Raw genomic sequence first — 17,954 nt, forward strand, 5'->3', positions numbered from 1 at the left:
AAATACAGGACACAGAGCCTGGAGGGAGCTATCATGAATGATTACATATATTATTATCTGCTTGCAGTCAATATCCTGGCCTTTGTGCTTTTCGGAGTTGACAAGCAGAAAGCCCGTCGTAATAAATGGCGGATCCCGGAGAAGACCTTGATCTTAAGTGCTGTCATCGGTGGCAGCGTCGGGGCGATCCTTGGCATGAGATTTTTTCACCACAAAACCCGAAAAGCCAGATTTGCAATTGGTGTACCGGTGATACTGCTGGTGCAGATTGGTGTGGTGTGCCTGGTACAGTGGGTGATGAAGTAAAACTATGAAGGCAATAACTATAAATGCAATAACCATAAATACAATACCTGTCTGAAAAAAATAAGACAGCTGTCACAGGACAGAGGAGAGACCAATACTCCACGCCTGGGGCAGCTGTTATTTTTTTCATAAAAGGATGCTCAAAAATTCCTTCTTGACAAATACTTTTATGATGATATAATTTGATAATCAAAATATTTTAAGATAAAAGATAATTCAGAGAACAGCAGTACAGATTTATACAGACTGATTTAAGACAGATATCATGGAGAAAAATATGACAGGTAAAATATGTGGAACCGGTTCGTGGGCACCGGACAGAGTGTGGGATAACAACGATCTGGCAAAGATGGTGGAAACCAGTGATCAGTGGATTCGGGAAAGAACCGGTGTGGTACAGAGACATATTGCAAAAGAGGACGAAGATACTGTGACGATGGCAGCGGGGGCAGCATTAAAAGCTCTGGAAGACGCAGAAATGAAGGCAGAAGAAATCGATCTGATCCTTGTGGCAACCATTTCTCCAACAGAGATCATGCCCTGTGTGGCATGTGGGGTGCAGGAGCGGCTCGGAGCGGAAAAGGCTACCTGCTTTGATCTGAACGGCGCCTGCACAGGATCTCTTCTGGCACTGAACACTGCGCAGGCATACCTGGCCCAGGGAATATATAGGAATGCCCTTGTGATCGGAGCGGAAAAACTGTCCGGTTTAACGGACTGGACAGATCGTGGCACCTGCATTCTTTTCGGGGATGGTGCGGGAGCAGTCGTGCTGAGAGCAGAAGAGGGTGGAAGCTATGCACAGGTAACCCATTCCATTGGAAAAAAAGGCGGTGCACTTACCTTACAGAGCAGAAATCAGATCCGTTATGAAAATGATCCGAAGGCAAAGGAAACCTACATACAGATGAACGGAAAGGAAGTGTTCAGCTTTGCCGTGAGCAAGGTACCGGAGGCTGTGAAGGAGCTTCTTTCCCGAGAGCAGGTTTCCTGTGAAGATATCAGTTATTATCTTCTCCACCAGGCAAATGAGCGCATCATCCGTTCTGCAGCAAGGCGGCTGGGCGAAGACATTTCCAAGTTCCCTATGAATATGGACAGATACGGCAATACTTCTTCCGCAAGTCTTCTTATCCTCCTGGATGAGATGAAAAAAAGTGGAAAACTGCAGCGGGGTGACAGAATGGTCCTTGCAGGCTTCGGCGGCGGACTGACGTACGGAGCAAGCCTGATCGAGTATTAAAGCCCCTGTTAATGAATTGTTAAAATAAGGCTACGTAGTGAATGCGGATGTTTTTATCCGTTTGATCCAAATAAACCGCGGATGCTTTTATCCGCTTGATTTAATTTTCCGGAGGTAAAAGATGAAAACAAAAGTTACAGAATTACTTGGTATTGAATATCCCATCATCCAGGGCGGTATGGCCTGGGTGGCAGATCATCACATTGCGGCAGCAGTATCCGAGGCAGGCGGCCTGGGACTGATCGCAGCGGCAAATGCACCGGCAGAGTGGGTGCGTGAGCAGATCCGTGAGGCGAAAAAACTGACAGATAAGACTTTTGGTGTAAACATCATGCTGATGAGTCCAAGTGCCGATGAGGTTGCGAAGATCGTAGTAGAAGAAGGGATCAAGGTAGTAACAACCGGTGCCGGAAACCCGGAAAAATACATGGAAGCATGGAAAGCTGCCGGAGTAAAGGTGATCCCGGTTGTTGCATCTGTAGCTCTTGCAAGAAGAATGGAGCGCTGTGGCGCAGATGCAGTGGTAGCAGAGGGAACCGAGTCCGGCGGACATATCGGTGAGACAACCACTATGGCGCTGGTACCGCAGGTCGTGGATGCAGTAAAGATCCCGGTAATTGCAGCAGGTGGAATTGCAGACGGTCGTGGGATCGCGGCAGCCTTTATGCTGGGGGCAGAAGCCGTACAGATGGGAACCCGATTTGTGGCAACAGAGGAATGTCACGTACATGAGAATTACAAACAATTCCTTCTGAAAGCCAGGGATATCGACACAAGAGTAACCGGCCGTACCACAGGTCATCCGGTCCGTACCTTAAGAAACCCTATGACAAAGGAATATCTGGAGAAAGAAGCTGCAGGTGCATCCTTTGAAGAACTGGAAATGCTGACACTTGGTGGCCTCAGGAAGGCTGTTGTTGACGGCGATGTAAAAACCGGAAGCGTTATGTCCGGACAGATCGCAGGTATGGTAAAGGATGTACCGACCTGTAAGGAGCTGATGGCAAGACTGATCAGAGAGACAAAAGAGACTGTAAAGAAAAACAGTTTTCTTGTGGAGGAATAATAAATGGGAAAAACAGCATTCATCTTTCCGGGCCAGGGTGCACAGAAGGCCGGAATGGGAAAAGATTTTTATGAGAAATACGATACAGCAAAGGATGTTTTCGACTCTGCCGGTGAGTGGCTGGATCTGGATATGAAAGCACTTTGCTTTGAAGAAAATGACAGGCTTGACCTGACTGAATATACACAGGCTGCACTGGTCACTACCTGTCTTGCCATGGAGAAGGTGGTAGAGGAGATGGGACTTCATCCAGATGTAACTGCAGGACTAAGCCTTGGCGAGTACTGCGCTATTGAAGCTGCCGGCGGCATGGAGCTGAAGGATGCTGTTACTACCGTGAGAAAAAGGGGAATCCTTATGGAGCAGGCAGTTCCGGCAGGTAAGGGAAGCATGGCAGCAGTTATGGGAATGGAGACAGAGAAGATCGAGGAAGTGCTTGCAGACATTGCAGATGTAAGCATTGCAAACTACAACTGTCCCGGCCAGATCGTGATCACAGGCCTTGCGGAGGCAGTTGCGGAAGCCTCTGAAAAGCTGAAGGCAGCCGGAGGAAGAAGAGTGATCCCGTTAAATGTCAGCGGACCGTTCCACTCCGCAATGCTTGCCAATGCAGGAAAAGAACTGGGAAAGGTTCTGGAGGGTGTCACACTTCATGAACTTAAAATCCCGTATGTGACAAACGTGACCGCAGAGTATGTGGAAGATCCGGCGGAAACAAAAGCACTTCTGGAAAAACAGATTTCTTCTTCCGTGCGCTGGCAGCAGAGTGTGGAAAATATGATCCGTCAGGGAGTAGATACATTTGTTGAGATCGGACCGGGAAGAACCCTTGCCGGATTTATGAGAAAGATCGACAGAAATGTAAAAGTATATAACATCCAGACCGTAGAAGATGCAGAGAAGGTCTGCCAGGAACTGGTATAAATATTGGAAAAAAAGATAAAGAATCAAAAATAAAGCAGGCATAGTGCAGCAGACAGAAATGTCAGGTAACAAATGCGGATCACGGATGACCGCATAACATCAGAAAGGAATTCATATGTCAGAGAAAAAAATCGCAGTTGTAACAGGCGGTGCACGTGGGATCGGGAAAGCCATCGCCCTGGAGCTTGCAAAAGCAGGAAACCTTGTAGTGATCAATTATAACGGCTCAGAAGAAAAAGCCCGGGAAACAAAAGCAGAGATTGAGGCAGCCGGCGGCCAGGCAGATATCCTGCAGTGCAATGTGGCAGATTTTGATGCATGTGAAGCTTTTTTCAAAGCTGTTGCAGAAAAATACGGACGTGTTGATATCCTGGTAAATAATGCCGGAGTTACGAAGGACGGACTTCTCATGAAAATGAGTGAGGAAGATTTTTCCAGAGTTGTTGACATCAATCTGAAAGGAACCTTCAACTGCATCCGTCATGTGTCCAGAATGATGCTGAAGCAGAGAAGCGGCCGGATCATCAGCCTTTCATCGGTGGTAGGCCTTCGTGGAAATGCAGGACAGGCCAATTATGCGGCATCCAAAGCCGGGATCATCGGTCTTACAAAATCCGCTGCAAAGGAGCTGGCATCCAGAGGGATCACGGTCAACGCCATTGCACCGGGATTTATCAAAACAGACATGACGGACGTGCTTTCTGACAAAGTAAAAGAAAATATTGCGGCATCTATCCCCATGGGAAGCATGGGAACAACAGAAGACGTGGCAAAGGCAGCTGCATTTCTGGCATCAGACGGTGCACGTTACATCACAGGACAGGTACTTCGCGTAGACGGCGGAATGGCAATGTAAAGAAGGCTCCCCGGAGTCAGGAGGATAGATTGATGAAAAGACGAGTAGTAGTAACAGGACTTGGAGCAGTAACACCGATCGGAAATGATGTGGAAAGCTTCTGGAACGGAGTAAAAGAAGGAAAGGTGGGGATCGGACCGATCACCCGTTTTGATACGACCGGATACAAGGCAACACTGGCAGCAGAGCTTAAAGATTTTGTGGCAAAGGATCGCATGGATCCGAGAACTGCAAGAAGAATGGAGCCTTTTTCCCAGTATGCGGTAGCAGCAGCACTGGAAGCAGTGGAAAATTCCGGGCTTAAGATGGAAGAGGAAGATCCGTACATGGTAGGCGTTATCATCGGCTCCGGTGTGGGAAGTCTTCAGGCTACCGAGACCAATGAGAAGAAGCTTATGGAAAAAGGTCCTTCAAGAGTGGATCCGCTTCTTGTTCCGAAGATGATCACAAATATGGCAGCCGGAAATGTTTCTATCGCTACCGGCGCAAAAGGAAAATGCACCAACGTGGTAACGGCATGTGCGACAGGAACACATTGTATCGGAGATGCTTTCCGTGCCATTCAGTATGGTGATGCAGATGTAATGCTTGCCGGTGGTACAGAGGGAGCTGTCTGCCCTATCGGTATCGCAGGCTTTGCAAGCCTTACTGCACTGAGCACAAGTGAGGATCCGCTGCGTGCATCCATTCCGTTTGATAAAGACAGAGGCGGTTTTGTTATGGGCGAGGGTGCAGGTGTGGTTGTTCTGGAAGAGCTTGAGCATGCCAAAAAGAGAAATGCCAATATCCTGGCAGAGGTTGTGGGATACGGTGCAACTGCAGATGCTTTCCATATCACATCTCCGGCCGAGGACGGAAGCGGCGCCGCACGTGCTATGGAAAATGCCATGAAGGAAGCAGGTGTTGCACCGGCGCAGGTAGATTATATCAATGCACACGGAACCGGAACACATCACAATGACCTGTTTGAAACAAGAGCTATCAAGCTTGCGTTTAAGGACGCTGCCAAGGATGTAAAGATCAATTCCACAAAATCCATGGTGGGCCATCTTCTTGGCGCAGCAGGAGCTGTTGAGTTTATCGTATGCGTAAAATCCATTCTGGACGGATTTATCCATCAGACAGTGGGAACAACAGAAACAGAGGAGGAGCTTGATCTGAACTATATGATCGGCGCTCCGGCAAAACAGGAAGTTCGTTATGCAATGAGCAATTCCCTTGGATTTGGAGGACACAACGGAACATTGCTTGTAAAGAAGTATGAGGAGGACTGAAGCTATGGAATTTAACCAGATCCTTGAACTTATTGATCACGTATCTGCATCAGAGCTTACTGCCTTTACATATGAGACAGCAGATCTGACCTTAAGTATGGAGCATGGAAAGCCACAGATCATCCAGGGGGTTATAGGAGAAACTGTGGAAAACATTCCGGCAGTAGGAATGACCGGTGGAAAAGTCCGCAGGGCAGTGAATACAGCACCGGTGGCGGGCAAAGATCCTGTGGTACCGGCTTCAACAGATGAAATGACAGTGACAGGAAAAACTGTGGCAGAAGCACAGGGAGTGAAAGGTACTGAGCAGTCGGAAACCGTACCACAGAGCGGGGAAGATCAGACAGGCAGCTTGGTAACATCTCCGCTGGTAGGAACCTTCTATGCTGCACCGTCCCAGGATCTTCCGCCTTACGTTCAGGTGGGAGACAAGGTAAAAAAAGGCCAGGTTCTTGCAATCGTGGAAGCTATGAAGCTGATGAATGAGATCGAAAGTGATTTTGACGGCGAGATCGCAGAGATCTATGTGGAGAACGGACAGCCGGTAGAATACGGTCAGAAGCTTTTCCGTATCCGATAAGTACCTTCAGATCAGAATCAGAGAATAAGAAAAATTATTGTTTCAGGAGGATAGAGAATGAAGCATCTTGATGTAAAACAGATCGAGGAGATCATTCCACACAGACATCCGTTTCTGCTTGTGGACTATATTGAAGATTATGAGCCGGGTGAATTTGCTGTCGGATATAAATGTGTGACCTTCCGCGAGGATTTTTTTCGGGGACATTTTCCCCAGGAGCCGGTAATGCCGGGTGTTCTGATGGTAGAAGCGCTGGCACAGGTGGGTGCGGTAGCCATTCTTTCCCTGGAGGACATGAAGGGAAAAACCGCTTATTTCGGAGGCATCAACAAGTGTAAATTCCGCAGAAAGGTAGCTCCGGGAGACAAGCTCCGTCTTGAAACAAAGATCATCCGCAGAAAGGGTCCTGTAGGCATTGGTTCTGCAGTGGCATCTGTGGATGGCGAGGTTGCCGTAGAGGCTGAGCTTACATTTATGATCGGGTAAGGTGATTGTATGATTCGAAAGTTACTGATCGCCAACAGAGGCGAGATCGCGGTGCGTATTATCCGTGCCTGTAGAGAAATGGGAATTGCCACAGTGGCGGTTTATTCTGAGGCAGATGAGGAAAGCCTTCACACACAGCTGGCGGACGAAGCAATCTGTATCGGACCGGGACCATCTGCACAGAGCTATCTGAATATGGAACAGATCATCAGTGCAACCATGGTTTCCGGTGCGGATGCCATTCATCCGGGATTTGGCTTTCTTTCTGAAAATGCCAGATTTGCGGAGCTCTGTGAAAAATGCGGGATCACATTTGTGGGTCCTCCATCAAAGGTCATCCGTATGCTGGGCAATAAAAAAATTGCAAGAAGCACCATGATCGCAGCTGGTGTTCCGGTAGTTCCGGGCAGCGAAGGGGATGTGGAGGATATTGAAACCGGTCTTAAGGAAGCTGAGAGGATCGGTTATCCGGTGATCATCAAGGCAGCTCTTGGCGGCGGCGGAAAAGGCATGCGTGTGGCAAACACACCGGAGGAATTTCCGGAAGCCTATGCAACTGCCAGAAAAGAGTCTGAGATCGCTTTTGGCGACGGAACCATGTATATTGAACATTTCGTGGTAAATCCGAGACATATTGAGTTTCAGATCCTTGCAGACAGCTTCGGAAATGTAATCCATCTGGGAGAGCGTGACTGCTCCATCCAGAGAAATCATCAGAAGATGATCGAGGAATCTCCAAGTGCTGCAGTTTCTTCGGAATTAAGAGAAAAAATGGGGCATGCGGCGGTGACGGCGGCGAAAGCAGCCGGTTATGTAAATGCGGGAACGATCGAATTTCTTCTGGAACCGGATGGAAAATTCTGGTTTATGGAAATGAATACAAGGATCCAGGTGGAGCATCCGGTGACAGAGTGGGTAACAGGTATCGATCTTGTAAAGGAGCAGCTGAAGATCGCTTCCGGAATGCCTCTTGAGATCGCTCAGGAGGATGTCCGGATCCAGGGACACGCCATTGAGTGCAGGATCAATGCTGAAAATCCTCAGAAAAATTTCCGCCCTTCGCCGGGAACTATCCAGGGAGCGCATTTTCCGGGAGGAAACGGGATCCGTGTGGATACCTGTGTGTATAACGGCTGTAAGATCCCGCCATATTATGATTCCATGCTTGCGAAGCTGATCGTTCATGCAGGTAACCGGAAAGAAGCCATTGCAAAAATGCAGAGTGCTCTTGGTGAGGTGATCATTGACGGAATCGATACAAATATTGACTATCAGTACGAAATCCTGAAAGATGAGGATTATCAGTCCGGAAACTTTGACACTGGCTTTCTTGCCAGCCATATCATTGCGGGAGTGAAGATCAATGAGAATTAAGCACATGTTCAAAAAAACAGTCAGGGATATCCGGGGTGAGGAACAGGAAAACATTCCGGAGGTGCCGGATAACCTGATGCGTAAATGCAACGCCTGCAAAGCGGCGGTTTTTGTAGACGAGGTAAAGCAGAATCAATACATCTGTCCCCACTGCGGAAATTATTTCCATGTACCCGCTTATCGTCGGATCAAACTGATCGCAGATAGAAAGAGCTTTGTGGAGTGGGATGCTCACATGGAAGAACAGAATCCCCTTCAGTACAGAGGCTACGAAGAAAAGCTTCAGGGGCTTCGTGAAAAGACAGGGCTTGATGAGGCTGTAGTTACCGGAAAGTGTAGTATAAAAGGGACACCTGTGGTACTTGGTGTCTGTGACTGTCGTTTCATGATGTCCAGTATGGGAGAAGTCGTGGGGGAAAAGATCACGCGGGCTTTTGAACGTGCCACAGAGGAGAAGCTGCCGGTAATCCTCTATATCTGTTCCGGCGGTGCCAGAATGCAGGAGGGCCTGGTTTCCCTGATGCAGATGGCAAAAACCAGTATGGCCATCCGGAAGCACAGCGATGCCGGACTTCTTTATGTGCCGGTCCTCACAGATCCGACAACAGGCGGCGTGACGGCAAGCTTTGCTATGCTGGGAGATATTATCCTAGCAGAGCCGAAAGCGCTGATCGGTTTTGCAGGTCCCAGAGTGATCGAACAGACCATCGGGCAAAAGCTTCCCAAAGGCTTCCAGAGAGCGGAATTTCTTCTGGAACACGGCTTTGTGGACAAGATTGTAAAGCGTGAGGAGCAGAGGATCGTATTGGCGGATATTCTGAGATTACATCAGGATAAAGTCCTGAATAATGTACAGTCCAATAATAAGGATATTAAAAATGGGTTCAAGTCTGACAATCAGGAATCGATGAAAACTGTTGAGGAAGATAATAGGATCTGGCCGGACTTCGTCCCATCCGGAGATTTCACTCCTTGGGAACATGTCCAGCTTGCCAGAGCCAAAACACGCCCTACAGGAAAGGATTACATCGAAGCGCTTTTTGACGATTTCATGGAATTTCACGGAGACCGTCACTGCGGGGATGATCCGGCAGTGATCGGTGGTGTGGCATTTTTCCACGGACAGCCGGTAACTGTCCTTGCACAGGAAAAAGGAGAGGGTACAAAGGAAAACATTACCCGGAATTTCGGAATGGTATCTCCGGAGGGGTACTGGAAATCCCTGCGCCTGATGCAGCAGGCAGAGAAATTTCACCGTCCGGTGATTTGCCTTGTAGATACACCAGGCGCATTCTGCGGGTTGGAAGCAGAGGAACGTGGACAGGGTGAAGCCATTGCAAAAAATCTCTATACACTGGCAGGTCTCACAGTGCCGGTGCTTTCCGTTGTGATCGGTGAAGGCGGAAGCGGAGGTGCCCTTGCCTTGGCGGTGGCAGATGAGGTATGGATGCTGGAGCATTCCGTTTATTCCATCCTGTCCCCGGAGGGCTTTGCCTCCATTCTCTGGAAAGACAGCAAAAAGGCAAAGGAAGCAGCAGCAGTGATGAAGCTCACAGCTGCAGACCTTTACCAGATGGGGATGATCGAGCATGTGATTCCGGAAGCAGAGCCTGTAAGCCGTGAGAACATAAATGATATCGCAGGTTATCTGGAAAACGGAATTGCGGATTTTCTTGAGAAATATGGCGAAGAAGAGCCGGAGAAGCTTCTGGAACATCGCTATGAACGTTTCCGGAAAATGTAGAAGCAATAAGTGCAGTGATTTTGTAGCCCGCAAAGTAAAAATCCAGTGGAAAAAATGCCATATTTATGTTACGATGGCTTCATAAACAGAGAACCGGAGAAGCCTTTTTGCTCCGGAGAAACAGGAGCGGGTAGAGTGGACAATCGGGAAGTTATAAATGACGTGCTGGTGAATCTGTTCAATGAGATCCTCCGACTGGAGGAGGAAGCCATCATCACAGATAAATATAAAGATATTTCCAACAATGATATGCACATTATCGAGGCTGTAGGTCTTGGAGGGGGGAACATGTCCTCCATTGCAGCCAAGCTTAAGATCACCGTAGGCTCCCTCACAACATCTATGAACAGTCTTGTAAAAAAAGGCTATGTGAAGAGAGAGCGAAGTGAGAAGGACCGGCGTGTGGTATTTATCCAGCTTACAAATAAGGGACGTATGGCATATCATCATCATGCGGAGTTTCACAGGCAGATGACAGAAGCGGTGATCGCAGAGCTGAATGAGAATGAGACAGACGTGCTGGTAAAAGCACTGGACGGACTGCGTAAATTTTTCAGACAGTATCATGAACAATGAAGAAATGTATAATAAAAGCATCCGGATCGGTAATAAAGGACAATTACCGATCCGGATGCTTTTTGCATAACAGGCATTTTCGACACGGACATTTATTGAAAATGATATTAAATGTCGCCTTTGTTTTTGTGATACGAGAGTTTATTCGTCCCAGCCATCCTGGAAGCGGATATTTACAGAGATATTGCGGACAACGTCTCCTTCCTGAAGCTCCAGATCGCTCTCATCGGAAACCGGAGGAAGCTTTCCCTCAAATTCCATAAGCTCTGTGTAGATCCAGTCGTATGCAGCTGCATTGGCATTTTCGATGGCATCATCCAGCGTGTCACCGTTGGCTTCACAGCAGGCAAGATCCGGGAAAAAAGCATTGTATTTTTTATCCTCTGTGGGACGGAAAACTGCGGGATATATAAATTTCATAGGTAAGATTCCTTTCTTTTTTAAAATGAAGTGATTCGTGTAATACCATGAATATGGATAGTTTTACCTGACCTAGTACAGCGAATATTAAGTAACCGCCATATTGACTTGTCTGATTTTTCATCTGCTGCGTTGTCGTCAATCGTCGTAGCCACCGCTACGCCTCATTCCTCCGCCTTGCAGATGAAGAAATCATCCTGCGTCAATATAGCAGAAACTTAATTTTCGCTGTACTAGTAAGTATATACCAATTTCAGAATGAGGGCAAGCGAGTTCATGATCCAATGAAAGATCTAAATAAGAACAGCAGAGTTTTGAAAATGTTATAATCAGAAAATTGTCGTATATAAGTAAAAATGATAGATATATAAAACTTTTTATCCTTGTATGTAGGAAATATAGATGCTATACTGTGTAATACAGAGTATGAACGGGGGTTCGAAAGACCTGACGGGAGGCACAGCTATGATTTATACAGCTTTGACGAAAAAAGCTATGAAGGTGGCATACGAGGCACATCATGGACAGACAGATCGAAGCGGGACACCTTATATCTTTCATCCATTTTATGTAGCGGAGCAAATGGATGATGAACTCAGTGTATGTACGGCACTTCTGCACGATGTGATAGAAGATACAGAGATCACATTTGAGGATCTTACCGGAGAATTTCCGGAAGAGGTTGTGGAGGCATTACGTTGTCTTACAAGAGATAAGAATATGAATTATTTCGATTATATCCGGAAGCTTCGGAAGAATCCGATCGCAAAAAAAGTGAAGCAGGCTGATCTGCTCCACAATTCTGATGTAACACGTCTTTCTGACTGCGAAAATATGTCTGCTGAACAGATATCACGGCTGCATGGAAGATATAAACGGGCTTTGGAGATACTTCATGATGCCAGGTGATATTATTTTCGCACAAGTCATTTATTGACTTTTATTCAGTTTTTTCATGCGCATGATCCACACAAAATATCCGTGACCTCAGATATTATTGTGGATCTTCTTAGTGGAAGTATGGATTTCTTGCATTGATCTCTATGTAGCATTTGATCGCATATTTGATAAATTCTATGATTTTTTTCATTTTATTTTCCTCCTCTTTTCTTTAACTTACAAATGCATTATAATAAACTCTCGGAAATATTACGTGCCAAAAACACAGAAAAAGTAGTCAAATATTGCGGAGAGAAAAATCCATGTTTCCAGTATACGAAGAAAAAAAGAAGAATCTCCATATTCATCTGCGGACCTTAGCCCATGCTTCACCCCATCTTCATAACTCCATAGAGTTTATCGATATCACAGAGGGAACTCTGGAGCTTGGTATGTGACAGGAGCTTTATCATATGGAAGAGGGAGATTTTGCAGTGATCTTTCCGGATGTGATCCATCACTATCAGGTGTTCTCTCCGGGAGAAAACAAAGCAGTCTATCTCTGGGCAAAGCCGGTATTGATTGGTCAGTTTGCGGATATCATCCAGAACAGCTGTCCGGAAGACCCGGTTATAAAAAAGGAGCAGGTGCATCCGGATATTCTAAATGCGGTACGGTGTCTCAGGGCAAACCGCAAGGAGAAGGATGATAATCTTGCAGTGGAACAGGCGTATGTGCAGATCCCGGGATTTGAAAGTCAGAGGACTTTTAACCGGGTATTCCGGGAACGGTACCGGATGACACCAAGAGAATACAGAACATTATATAAGGAAAAATATTTACGAGAGGAACAGACATGATCACAGTAGAGCTGGAACATTTCAGCCTTGATAAAATATGCGATTCCGGACAGTGCTTCCGGATGAGAAAGCTTGGAGACGGACATTTTTCCATGGTGGCGGGAGACCAGTATCTGGAAATGTATCAGAAAGACGGAGTGGTGGATTTCTGCTGCTCTCAGGAGGAATTTATCTGTTACTGGGTGCTGTATTTTGATCTGGATACGGATTATGAAGCTTACATGAATGCTGCTAATCCACGAGATAAATATCTAGGTGCCGCAATAAAGGCAGGAGACGGGATACGGATATTAAGACAGGATCTCTGGGAAATGATCGTTACGTTTCTGATATCTCAGCAGAACAATATCAAGCGTATCCGCAAATGTATCGAAACCATCTGCCGGAAGTACGGAGAGCGAAAAAATTCATCTGCAGGTGTGGAATACTACGCTTTTCCGACTGTAGAGGCGCTGAGTCAGGCAACGGAAGAGGAGTTAAGAGGATGCGGCCTGGGATACCGGGCAAAATATATCGCAGTAACGGCCAGGACCATTGCATCCGGTCAGATCTCTCTGGAAAAAATCTATGATATGCGTTACCCTCAGGCAAAGAAGGAGCTGATGAAGCTCTGTGGTGTGGGAGAAAAGGTAGCTGAATGTATCTGCCTGTTTGCACTGCATCATATGGATGCTTTTCCCATAGATACCCACATCCGTCAGGTCATGGACGTGCATTACAAAAGAGGATTTCCCAACCGCAGATACAGAGGAATGCGTGGGATCATGCAGCAGTATATTTTTTACTATGACTTGTACTCATAGACTGCGGATGCTATCATAGGTGAAAATAAAGGAAAAATCCACGGAGGAAAAAGTAATCAGAAAATATTTACTGCGATTGAGACAACCACGTATAAAAAAGAAAGAAAACAGATATTATATCCGGGGCTATAAGGGAACGGAAGTGATCATCCGTACAGATCATGAGATCCTGAAGAGGATTGCCTATAGGCGTACCTGCGTGAAACAAGTCTGCATTCCTGGAAGATATGAAACAGAAACAAAATATATCTATACAAGAAAAGAAAACAGAAGAAGCCGCCCAGTCATAGTTCCGGGCATTCCGACCGGGAGAGAAACGGCTATGCCACGTGCCGTGCGGACAGTGCTCCATGCTCTTTCCTATGGCGGGATCGAAGTGGAGGCTTCCAGAAAGCTGGCAGATCTTAAGAAGATGGATCCTATGAGGATCTTTTACAGGACACTGGATGCGGAAGTTTATAACGGAGACTATAAAGTGCCGATCCGTCTGTTTTTTCCAACAGAAGAGGACATGGAAAACGGTGCCGCCTCCGGAAAAAAACCACCGGTGATTCTGTTTTTCCATGGCGGTGGCTGGGTTACGGAAAGTGTAGAGAATTATCAGCGGGTTTGTGCTAGAATGGCACAGTCTACCGGTCAGATCGTGGCGTCTGTTGAATACAGGCTGGCACCGGAATACCGTTTCCCGGTGGGACTGATGGATTGTTATGCAGCTGCGAAGACTTTTTACACCAATCGTTTTCTTCTGAATACGGATCCGGATCGTATCACCATTATGGGAGATAGTGCAGGCGGAAATCTGGCAGCGGCTGTATGTATGATGGCCAGAGATCGCGGAGATTTTTTTCCCAAAAAACAGATCCTTATTTATCCGGCACTGAACAACTGTTATACGGAAGACTCTCCTTTTGAATCCGTAAAAACAAATGGAACCGGTTATCTTCTCACAGCGGAGAAGATGGAAGATTATCTGAAATTCTATGAGAGTTGTCCGGAAGACAGGAGGAATCCCTATTTTGCGCCGATCCTGGAGAAGAATTTTCGAAATATGCCGGATACACTGATACTTACCGCTGAGTTCGATCCTCTTCGGGATGAAGGTGAGGCATTTGGTGAAAAACTGAAGGAAGCGGGAAATCGTGTGGAAGTGCACAGGATCGCAGGTGCGTTTCATGGGTATTTTGCACTGGGGATCAAATTTCTGCATGTGCAGGAGAGCTTTGCATATGTAAATCGTTTTCTGGAAACAGAGGAACAGGAAGAAGGAAAGCATCATGAAGAACGAATATGCACAGTGGAGAAAACTTGACAATGCGGCGCTGGCGTTCCCGGCGGTGACAGGAAAGAATGACACCAGGGTATTTCGTTTTTACTGTGAACTGAAAGAAGAGATAAAAGAAGAAAACCTGCAGGAAGCCCTGGAGAGGACACTGGAAAAATATCCTCTTTTCCGTGCAGTTTTAAGAAAGGGACTGTTCTGGTTTTATCTGGAGAGACGTGATATTCCGGCAGTGGTAAAGAAAGAAGCAGGTGCACCCTGCAGCGGACTTTATATTCCGGACAAAAAAACGCTTCTTTTTCGGGTGAGCTATTATAAGAACAGGATCAATTTCGAGGTATTTCATGCGCTGACGGATGGAACGGGAGCCATGCATTTTCTGATGGAGCTGGTGAAAAATTATCTTCAGGAGACGCACCCATCCGCAGAGCTTCCGGAGCTTTTTCCGGATGAAAACATTACGGGCAGGGATATGGAGGAGGACAGCTTTTCCCAGTATTATTCCTCCGACGCGCCAAGAAAGAGAGAGTCCAAGAAGCCTGCTTTCCAGTTAAAAGGCGAGAAGCTCAGGCAGGAGGATATGAATATCACGGAAGTCTGTGTTCCGGTAAAAGAGATCCACGCCCGTGCAAAAGCGGCCGGTGTATCGATCACGGTTTTTCTTACGGCAGCACTTATCTGGGCGATCCATGAAGAAGTACCTCAGAATCAGGCGAAAAAGCCCATTGGTCTGATGATCCCGGTAAATTTGAGAAATTATTTTCCGTCCCGGTCTATGGCAAATTTTTTCGGATGGATCGAGATCAGCTGTTATTTTCAGCCTGATACAGCCTTTGAGGATATTCTGAGATCCGTAAAGGAACAGTTTGCAAAGGAACTGAGTAAGGACGTGATCGAAGCAAAGCTGAATGATCTGGTAAGCCTGGAGAAAAATCCGATCCTGCGTCTGGTACCACTGGAGATCAAAACCCCGTTCCTTCTTGCCGGGACGACTCTCGGAGGGAGGTCTATCACGGCGATCTATTCCAATGTGGGGATCATCCGGATGCCGGAGGAATATCGGAAATATATTCAGAGATTCGGACTTTTTGCAAGCACGGACAGTCTGCAGCTGTGTTCCTGTTCTTTTGGAGATGAGATGGTTTTAAGCTTTACGTCCAAGATCCCCAATGGAAATATTGAGCGGAATTTTGTGGAGAGACTGAAAAATGAGCAGGTATCCTGTACAATTCGGGAGAATGATCTTCCGGGACAAAAAGAGGAGCAGAAGCAGCAGATGAAGCTTTTTGAGAGCTTTACGTTTCTGTGTATTGTGCTGGCTGTGGTATGTAATCTGATCGATTATCTGCTGGATGGTCATATAGGCTGGGCCTGGTTTGTGACTGCAGGGGCGTTCTGCACCTGGCTGATGGTTTCAGTGGCTTATGTGAAGCGGCGGAATCTTCTGAAGAATGAGATGTGGCAGCTGGTGATCGCAGCTGTTGCAGGAGTGCTTTGGGATGTGTTTACCGGCTGGCGTGGCTGGTCTGTGGATTATCTGCTTCCTCTGGCTTCGCTTGCTGTGATCTGCTCCATGTGGGTGATCACTGCGGTACAGAAGCTGGAGGTGGCGGAATATATGATCTATCTTCTGGAAGCAGGAGCTTTCGGAGGAGTGATCCCTGTGATCCTGCTGGCTGCCGGTGTGGTAACGGTGCTGTATCCGTCGCTGATCTGTATATGCGTCAGCTTTCTGATGCTGATATGGCTGTTCCTGTTTAAGAGGAAAGATATGGTGCGGGAGATGCAGAAGAAATTCCGTGCATAGAAAATAAAAACAACCGTCGATCTGCAGAGGATTTTTTAAAGATCTGTCTGCAGATCGGCGGTTTTTTGATCAAATCAAGGGAGTCTCCTGCAGGGTTGCGAAAAGCAATAAGCAGTGGGTGGGAACCTGTTCGGTGTTCGGAGATCAGAATCCGAAATCTTCATAGTCCTCCGGTGTAAACTTATGATAGATCATATGCTCACCCTCCAGGGACAGACAATACCGGTAGTCATCCGGGATCCCGTCTTCGAAATATACGAGATAATCAAATCCGGTTCCGGTTGTTTTTTCCACGTGTACATGTTCGGAATAAGCATGAAAAACGTCCATCACTTCATCCAGAGTACAGCCATGACGGGCAACCGTGCCTATAAAGCGTACCAGAAATTCACTCGGCTTCCGGTTTTCGTGAACGTAGTCCGAGGCCTGAGGCGGCAGGGTGATGCAGAAACGCCCGTTTTTGGAAGAAGCCGTTACTTTTCCAAGACGGTCACAGGCATGATCTGAGAATTTTTCCATTGCATGCTGCATTTCTTCTTCCGTAAGCTCTGTGCCAAGAAGACGGTTCAGAGACTGCAGCGGATAATAAAAACGGGTAACTCCGCTCATGTATCCGATCTTTACCTGTTGTTCCTGGATCATATCCAGGAGATTATTTTCCAGTTTTTTGAAATTCATTATGTTTTTCCTTTCCGAGGTCTGAAGGTTTATAGAACTGCATACATTCAGATCCCATTTTTTTCGCAGATATCATTGAGACAGCAGCGGTCGCAGTAAGGCTTTGTCCGCGCTGTACAGACTTCTCTTCCATGATTGACAAGACGGTGGCAGAGATCATTGCCTTCTTCCGGAGGGATGATCTTCCAGAGAGCCATTTCCACCTTTTTCGGATCCTTCATGTCATGGACAAGGCCGATGCGGTTGGAAAGGCGGATACAGTGAGTATCTGTTACAATGGCGGGCTTGCCGAATACGTCCCCCATGATCAGGTTTGCGCTTTTTCGGCCCACACCGGGAAGCTTCAGAAGTGCGTTAAAGTCTTCCGGCACCTTGTCGTGATACTGTTCGTGGAGAATGCGCATACAGGCGCTGATGTCCCGGGCTTTGCTTTTTCCAAGGCCGCAGGGACGTACAATGGCTTCGATCGCTTCCGGCTCTGCTGCTGCCAGGGCTGCCACATCCGGGTATTTTGCATAGAGATCCTGAACAACTACATTGACCCGGGCATCGGTGCACTGAGCTGCCAGACGGACACTTACAAGAAGCTTCCAGGCATCATCATAATCCAGTGTACAGTCTGCATCCGGATATTCCTTTTTTAAACGGCTGATAACTTCATAGGCCAGTTCCTGTGTTGTCATTTGTATATGAACCATCCTTTCAATTTCGGTTATATTACTGAATTACTACAGCCAGGATGATACCACAGCATTCGGAGAATTACAAGGTGGACAGGAGTACAGAAGCAGTGAGTGGC

General features: G+C 46.9%; 18 protein-coding genes and 1 pseudogene. 16 read left to right on the top strand and 3 right to left on the bottom strand.

The features are described from left to right. Nucleotides 1–33 precede the first annotated feature (33 nt). The 11 genes from NQ489_RS02960 to NQ489_RS03010 all read left to right on the top strand — a co-directional run bounded on the left by NQ489_RS02960 (nucleotide 34) and on the right by NQ489_RS03010 (nucleotide 10,429). On the top strand, nucleotides 34–306 hold the full coding sequence (locus NQ489_RS02960; RefSeq protein WP_015525536.1) for a DUF1294 domain-containing protein: 273 nt from the start codon (nucleotides 34–36) through the stop codon (nucleotides 304–306). Between the two features lie 277 nt (nucleotides 307–583). Then, a complete protein-coding gene (locus tag NQ489_RS02965) occupies nucleotides 584–1,549 on the top strand; it encodes a beta-ketoacyl-ACP synthase III (RefSeq protein WP_015525537.1) in 966 nt (321 codons plus the stop codon). Nucleotides 1,550–1,670: 121 nt separating this feature from the next. Further along, nucleotides 1,671–2,615 carry an enoyl-[acyl-carrier-protein] reductase FabK gene (gene fabK / locus NQ489_RS02970; RefSeq protein ID WP_021652775.1) on the top strand — a complete coding sequence of 315 codons (945 nt, stop codon included), beginning with the start codon at nucleotides 1,671–1,673 and terminating at the stop codon, nucleotides 2,613–2,615. 3 nt (nucleotides 2,616–2,618) lie between these two features. Beyond that, complete coding sequence (fabD, locus tag NQ489_RS02975) at nucleotides 2,619–3,539, top strand: ACP S-malonyltransferase (protein ID WP_021652776.1); 921 nt, start codon at nucleotides 2,619–2,621, stop codon at nucleotides 3,537–3,539. A 115-nt stretch (nucleotides 3,540–3,654) separates the two neighbouring features. Further along, nucleotides 3,655–4,395, top strand: a complete 741-nt coding sequence (fabG, locus tag NQ489_RS02980) for a 3-oxoacyl-[acyl-carrier-protein] reductase (protein ID WP_015525540.1) — start codon at nucleotides 3,655–3,657, stop codon at nucleotides 4,393–4,395. A 32-nt stretch (nucleotides 4,396–4,427) separates the two neighbouring features. Continuing rightward, nucleotides 4,428–5,669 (top strand): beta-ketoacyl-ACP synthase II, encoded by a 1,242-nt coding sequence (gene fabF, locus NQ489_RS02985; protein WP_015525541.1) that lies wholly within the window; start codon nucleotides 4,428–4,430, stop codon nucleotides 5,667–5,669. A 4-nt stretch (nucleotides 5,670–5,673) separates the two neighbouring features. After that, nucleotides 5,674–6,249: an acetyl-CoA carboxylase biotin carboxyl carrier protein gene (gene accB / locus NQ489_RS02990; RefSeq protein WP_044962272.1), complete on the top strand. Its 576-nt coding sequence runs from the start codon at nucleotides 5,674–5,676 to the stop codon at nucleotides 6,247–6,249. 57 nt (nucleotides 6,250–6,306) lie between these two features. Continuing rightward, nucleotides 6,307–6,735 carry a 3-hydroxyacyl-ACP dehydratase FabZ gene (gene fabZ, locus NQ489_RS02995; RefSeq protein WP_015525544.1) on the top strand — a complete coding sequence of 143 codons (429 nt, stop codon included), beginning with the start codon at nucleotides 6,307–6,309 and terminating at the stop codon, nucleotides 6,733–6,735. A gap of 9 nt (nucleotides 6,736–6,744) precedes the next feature. Continuing rightward, complete coding sequence (locus NQ489_RS03000) at nucleotides 6,745–8,109, top strand: acetyl-CoA carboxylase biotin carboxylase subunit (RefSeq protein WP_021652778.1); 1,365 nt, start codon at nucleotides 6,745–6,747, stop codon at nucleotides 8,107–8,109. Then, nucleotides 8,099–9,853, top strand: coding sequence for an acetyl-CoA carboxylase carboxyl transferase subunit (locus NQ489_RS03005; RefSeq protein ID WP_021652779.1), 1,755 nt, complete (start codon nucleotides 8,099–8,101; stop codon nucleotides 9,851–9,853). Before NQ489_RS03000 ends, NQ489_RS03005 begins: the two co-directional genes overlap by 11 nt. 135 nt (nucleotides 9,854–9,988) lie before the next feature. Then, nucleotides 9,989–10,429, top strand: a complete 441-nt coding sequence (locus NQ489_RS03010; protein ID WP_044962274.1) for a MarR family winged helix-turn-helix transcriptional regulator — start codon at nucleotides 9,989–9,991, stop codon at nucleotides 10,427–10,429. A gap of 141 nt (nucleotides 10,430–10,570) precedes the next feature. On the opposite strand, the gene NQ489_RS03015 is transcribed toward NQ489_RS03010, so the two are convergent. After that, nucleotides 10,571–10,849: a type II toxin-antitoxin system HicB family antitoxin gene (locus NQ489_RS03015; protein WP_015525547.1), complete on the bottom strand. Its 279-nt coding sequence runs from the start codon at nucleotides 10,847–10,849 to the stop codon at nucleotides 10,571–10,573. A 465-nt stretch (nucleotides 10,850–11,314) separates the two neighbouring features. Here NQ489_RS03015 and NQ489_RS03020 point away from each other — a divergent pair, with 465 nt between their 5' ends. The 5 genes and pseudogenes from NQ489_RS03020 to NQ489_RS03045 all read left to right on the top strand — a co-directional run bounded on the left by NQ489_RS03020 (nucleotide 11,315) and on the right by NQ489_RS03045 (nucleotide 16,477). After that, nucleotides 11,315–11,758, top strand: a complete 444-nt coding sequence (locus NQ489_RS03020; protein WP_015525548.1) for an HD domain-containing protein — start codon at nucleotides 11,315–11,317, stop codon at nucleotides 11,756–11,758. Between the two features lie 293 nt (nucleotides 11,759–12,051). Continuing rightward, a pseudogene (locus tag NQ489_RS03030) lies at nucleotides 12,052–12,588 on the top strand (cupin domain-containing protein). Beyond that, a complete protein-coding gene (locus NQ489_RS03035) occupies nucleotides 12,585–13,391 on the top strand; it encodes a DNA-3-methyladenine glycosylase family protein (protein ID WP_021652785.1) in 807 nt (268 codons plus the stop codon). The pseudogene NQ489_RS03030 and the gene NQ489_RS03035 overlap by 4 nt, the downstream one beginning before the upstream one ends. 19 nt (nucleotides 13,392–13,410) lie before the next feature. Further along, nucleotides 13,411–14,700, top strand: a complete 1,290-nt coding sequence (locus NQ489_RS03040; RefSeq protein WP_021652786.1) for an alpha/beta hydrolase — start codon at nucleotides 13,411–13,413, stop codon at nucleotides 14,698–14,700. Continuing rightward, nucleotides 14,666–16,477, top strand: coding sequence for a DUF6320 domain-containing protein (locus NQ489_RS03045; RefSeq protein ID WP_015525553.1), 1,812 nt, complete (start codon nucleotides 14,666–14,668; stop codon nucleotides 16,475–16,477). The genes NQ489_RS03040 and NQ489_RS03045 overlap by 35 nt, the downstream gene beginning before the upstream one ends. 144 nt (nucleotides 16,478–16,621) lie before the next feature. On the opposite strand, the gene NQ489_RS03050 is transcribed toward NQ489_RS03045, so the two are convergent. Both NQ489_RS03050 and NQ489_RS03055 read right to left on the bottom strand, forming a co-directional pair. Continuing rightward, complete coding sequence (locus NQ489_RS03050) at nucleotides 16,622–17,155, bottom strand: DUF3877 family protein (RefSeq protein ID WP_021652787.1); 534 nt, start codon at nucleotides 17,153–17,155, stop codon at nucleotides 16,622–16,624. A gap of 47 nt (nucleotides 17,156–17,202) precedes the next feature. After that, on the bottom strand, nucleotides 17,203–17,838 hold the full coding sequence (locus tag NQ489_RS03055; protein WP_022427162.1) for an endonuclease III domain-containing protein: 636 nt from the start codon (nucleotides 17,836–17,838) through the stop codon (nucleotides 17,203–17,205). Between the last annotated feature and the right edge of the window lie 116 nt (nucleotides 17,839–17,954).

The sequence above is a fragment of the Blautia sp. KLE_1732_HM_1032 genome (assembly GCF_025147905.1).
Lineage (GTDB): Bacteria > Bacillota > Clostridia > Lachnospirales > Lachnospiraceae > Blautia_A > Blautia_A fusiformis.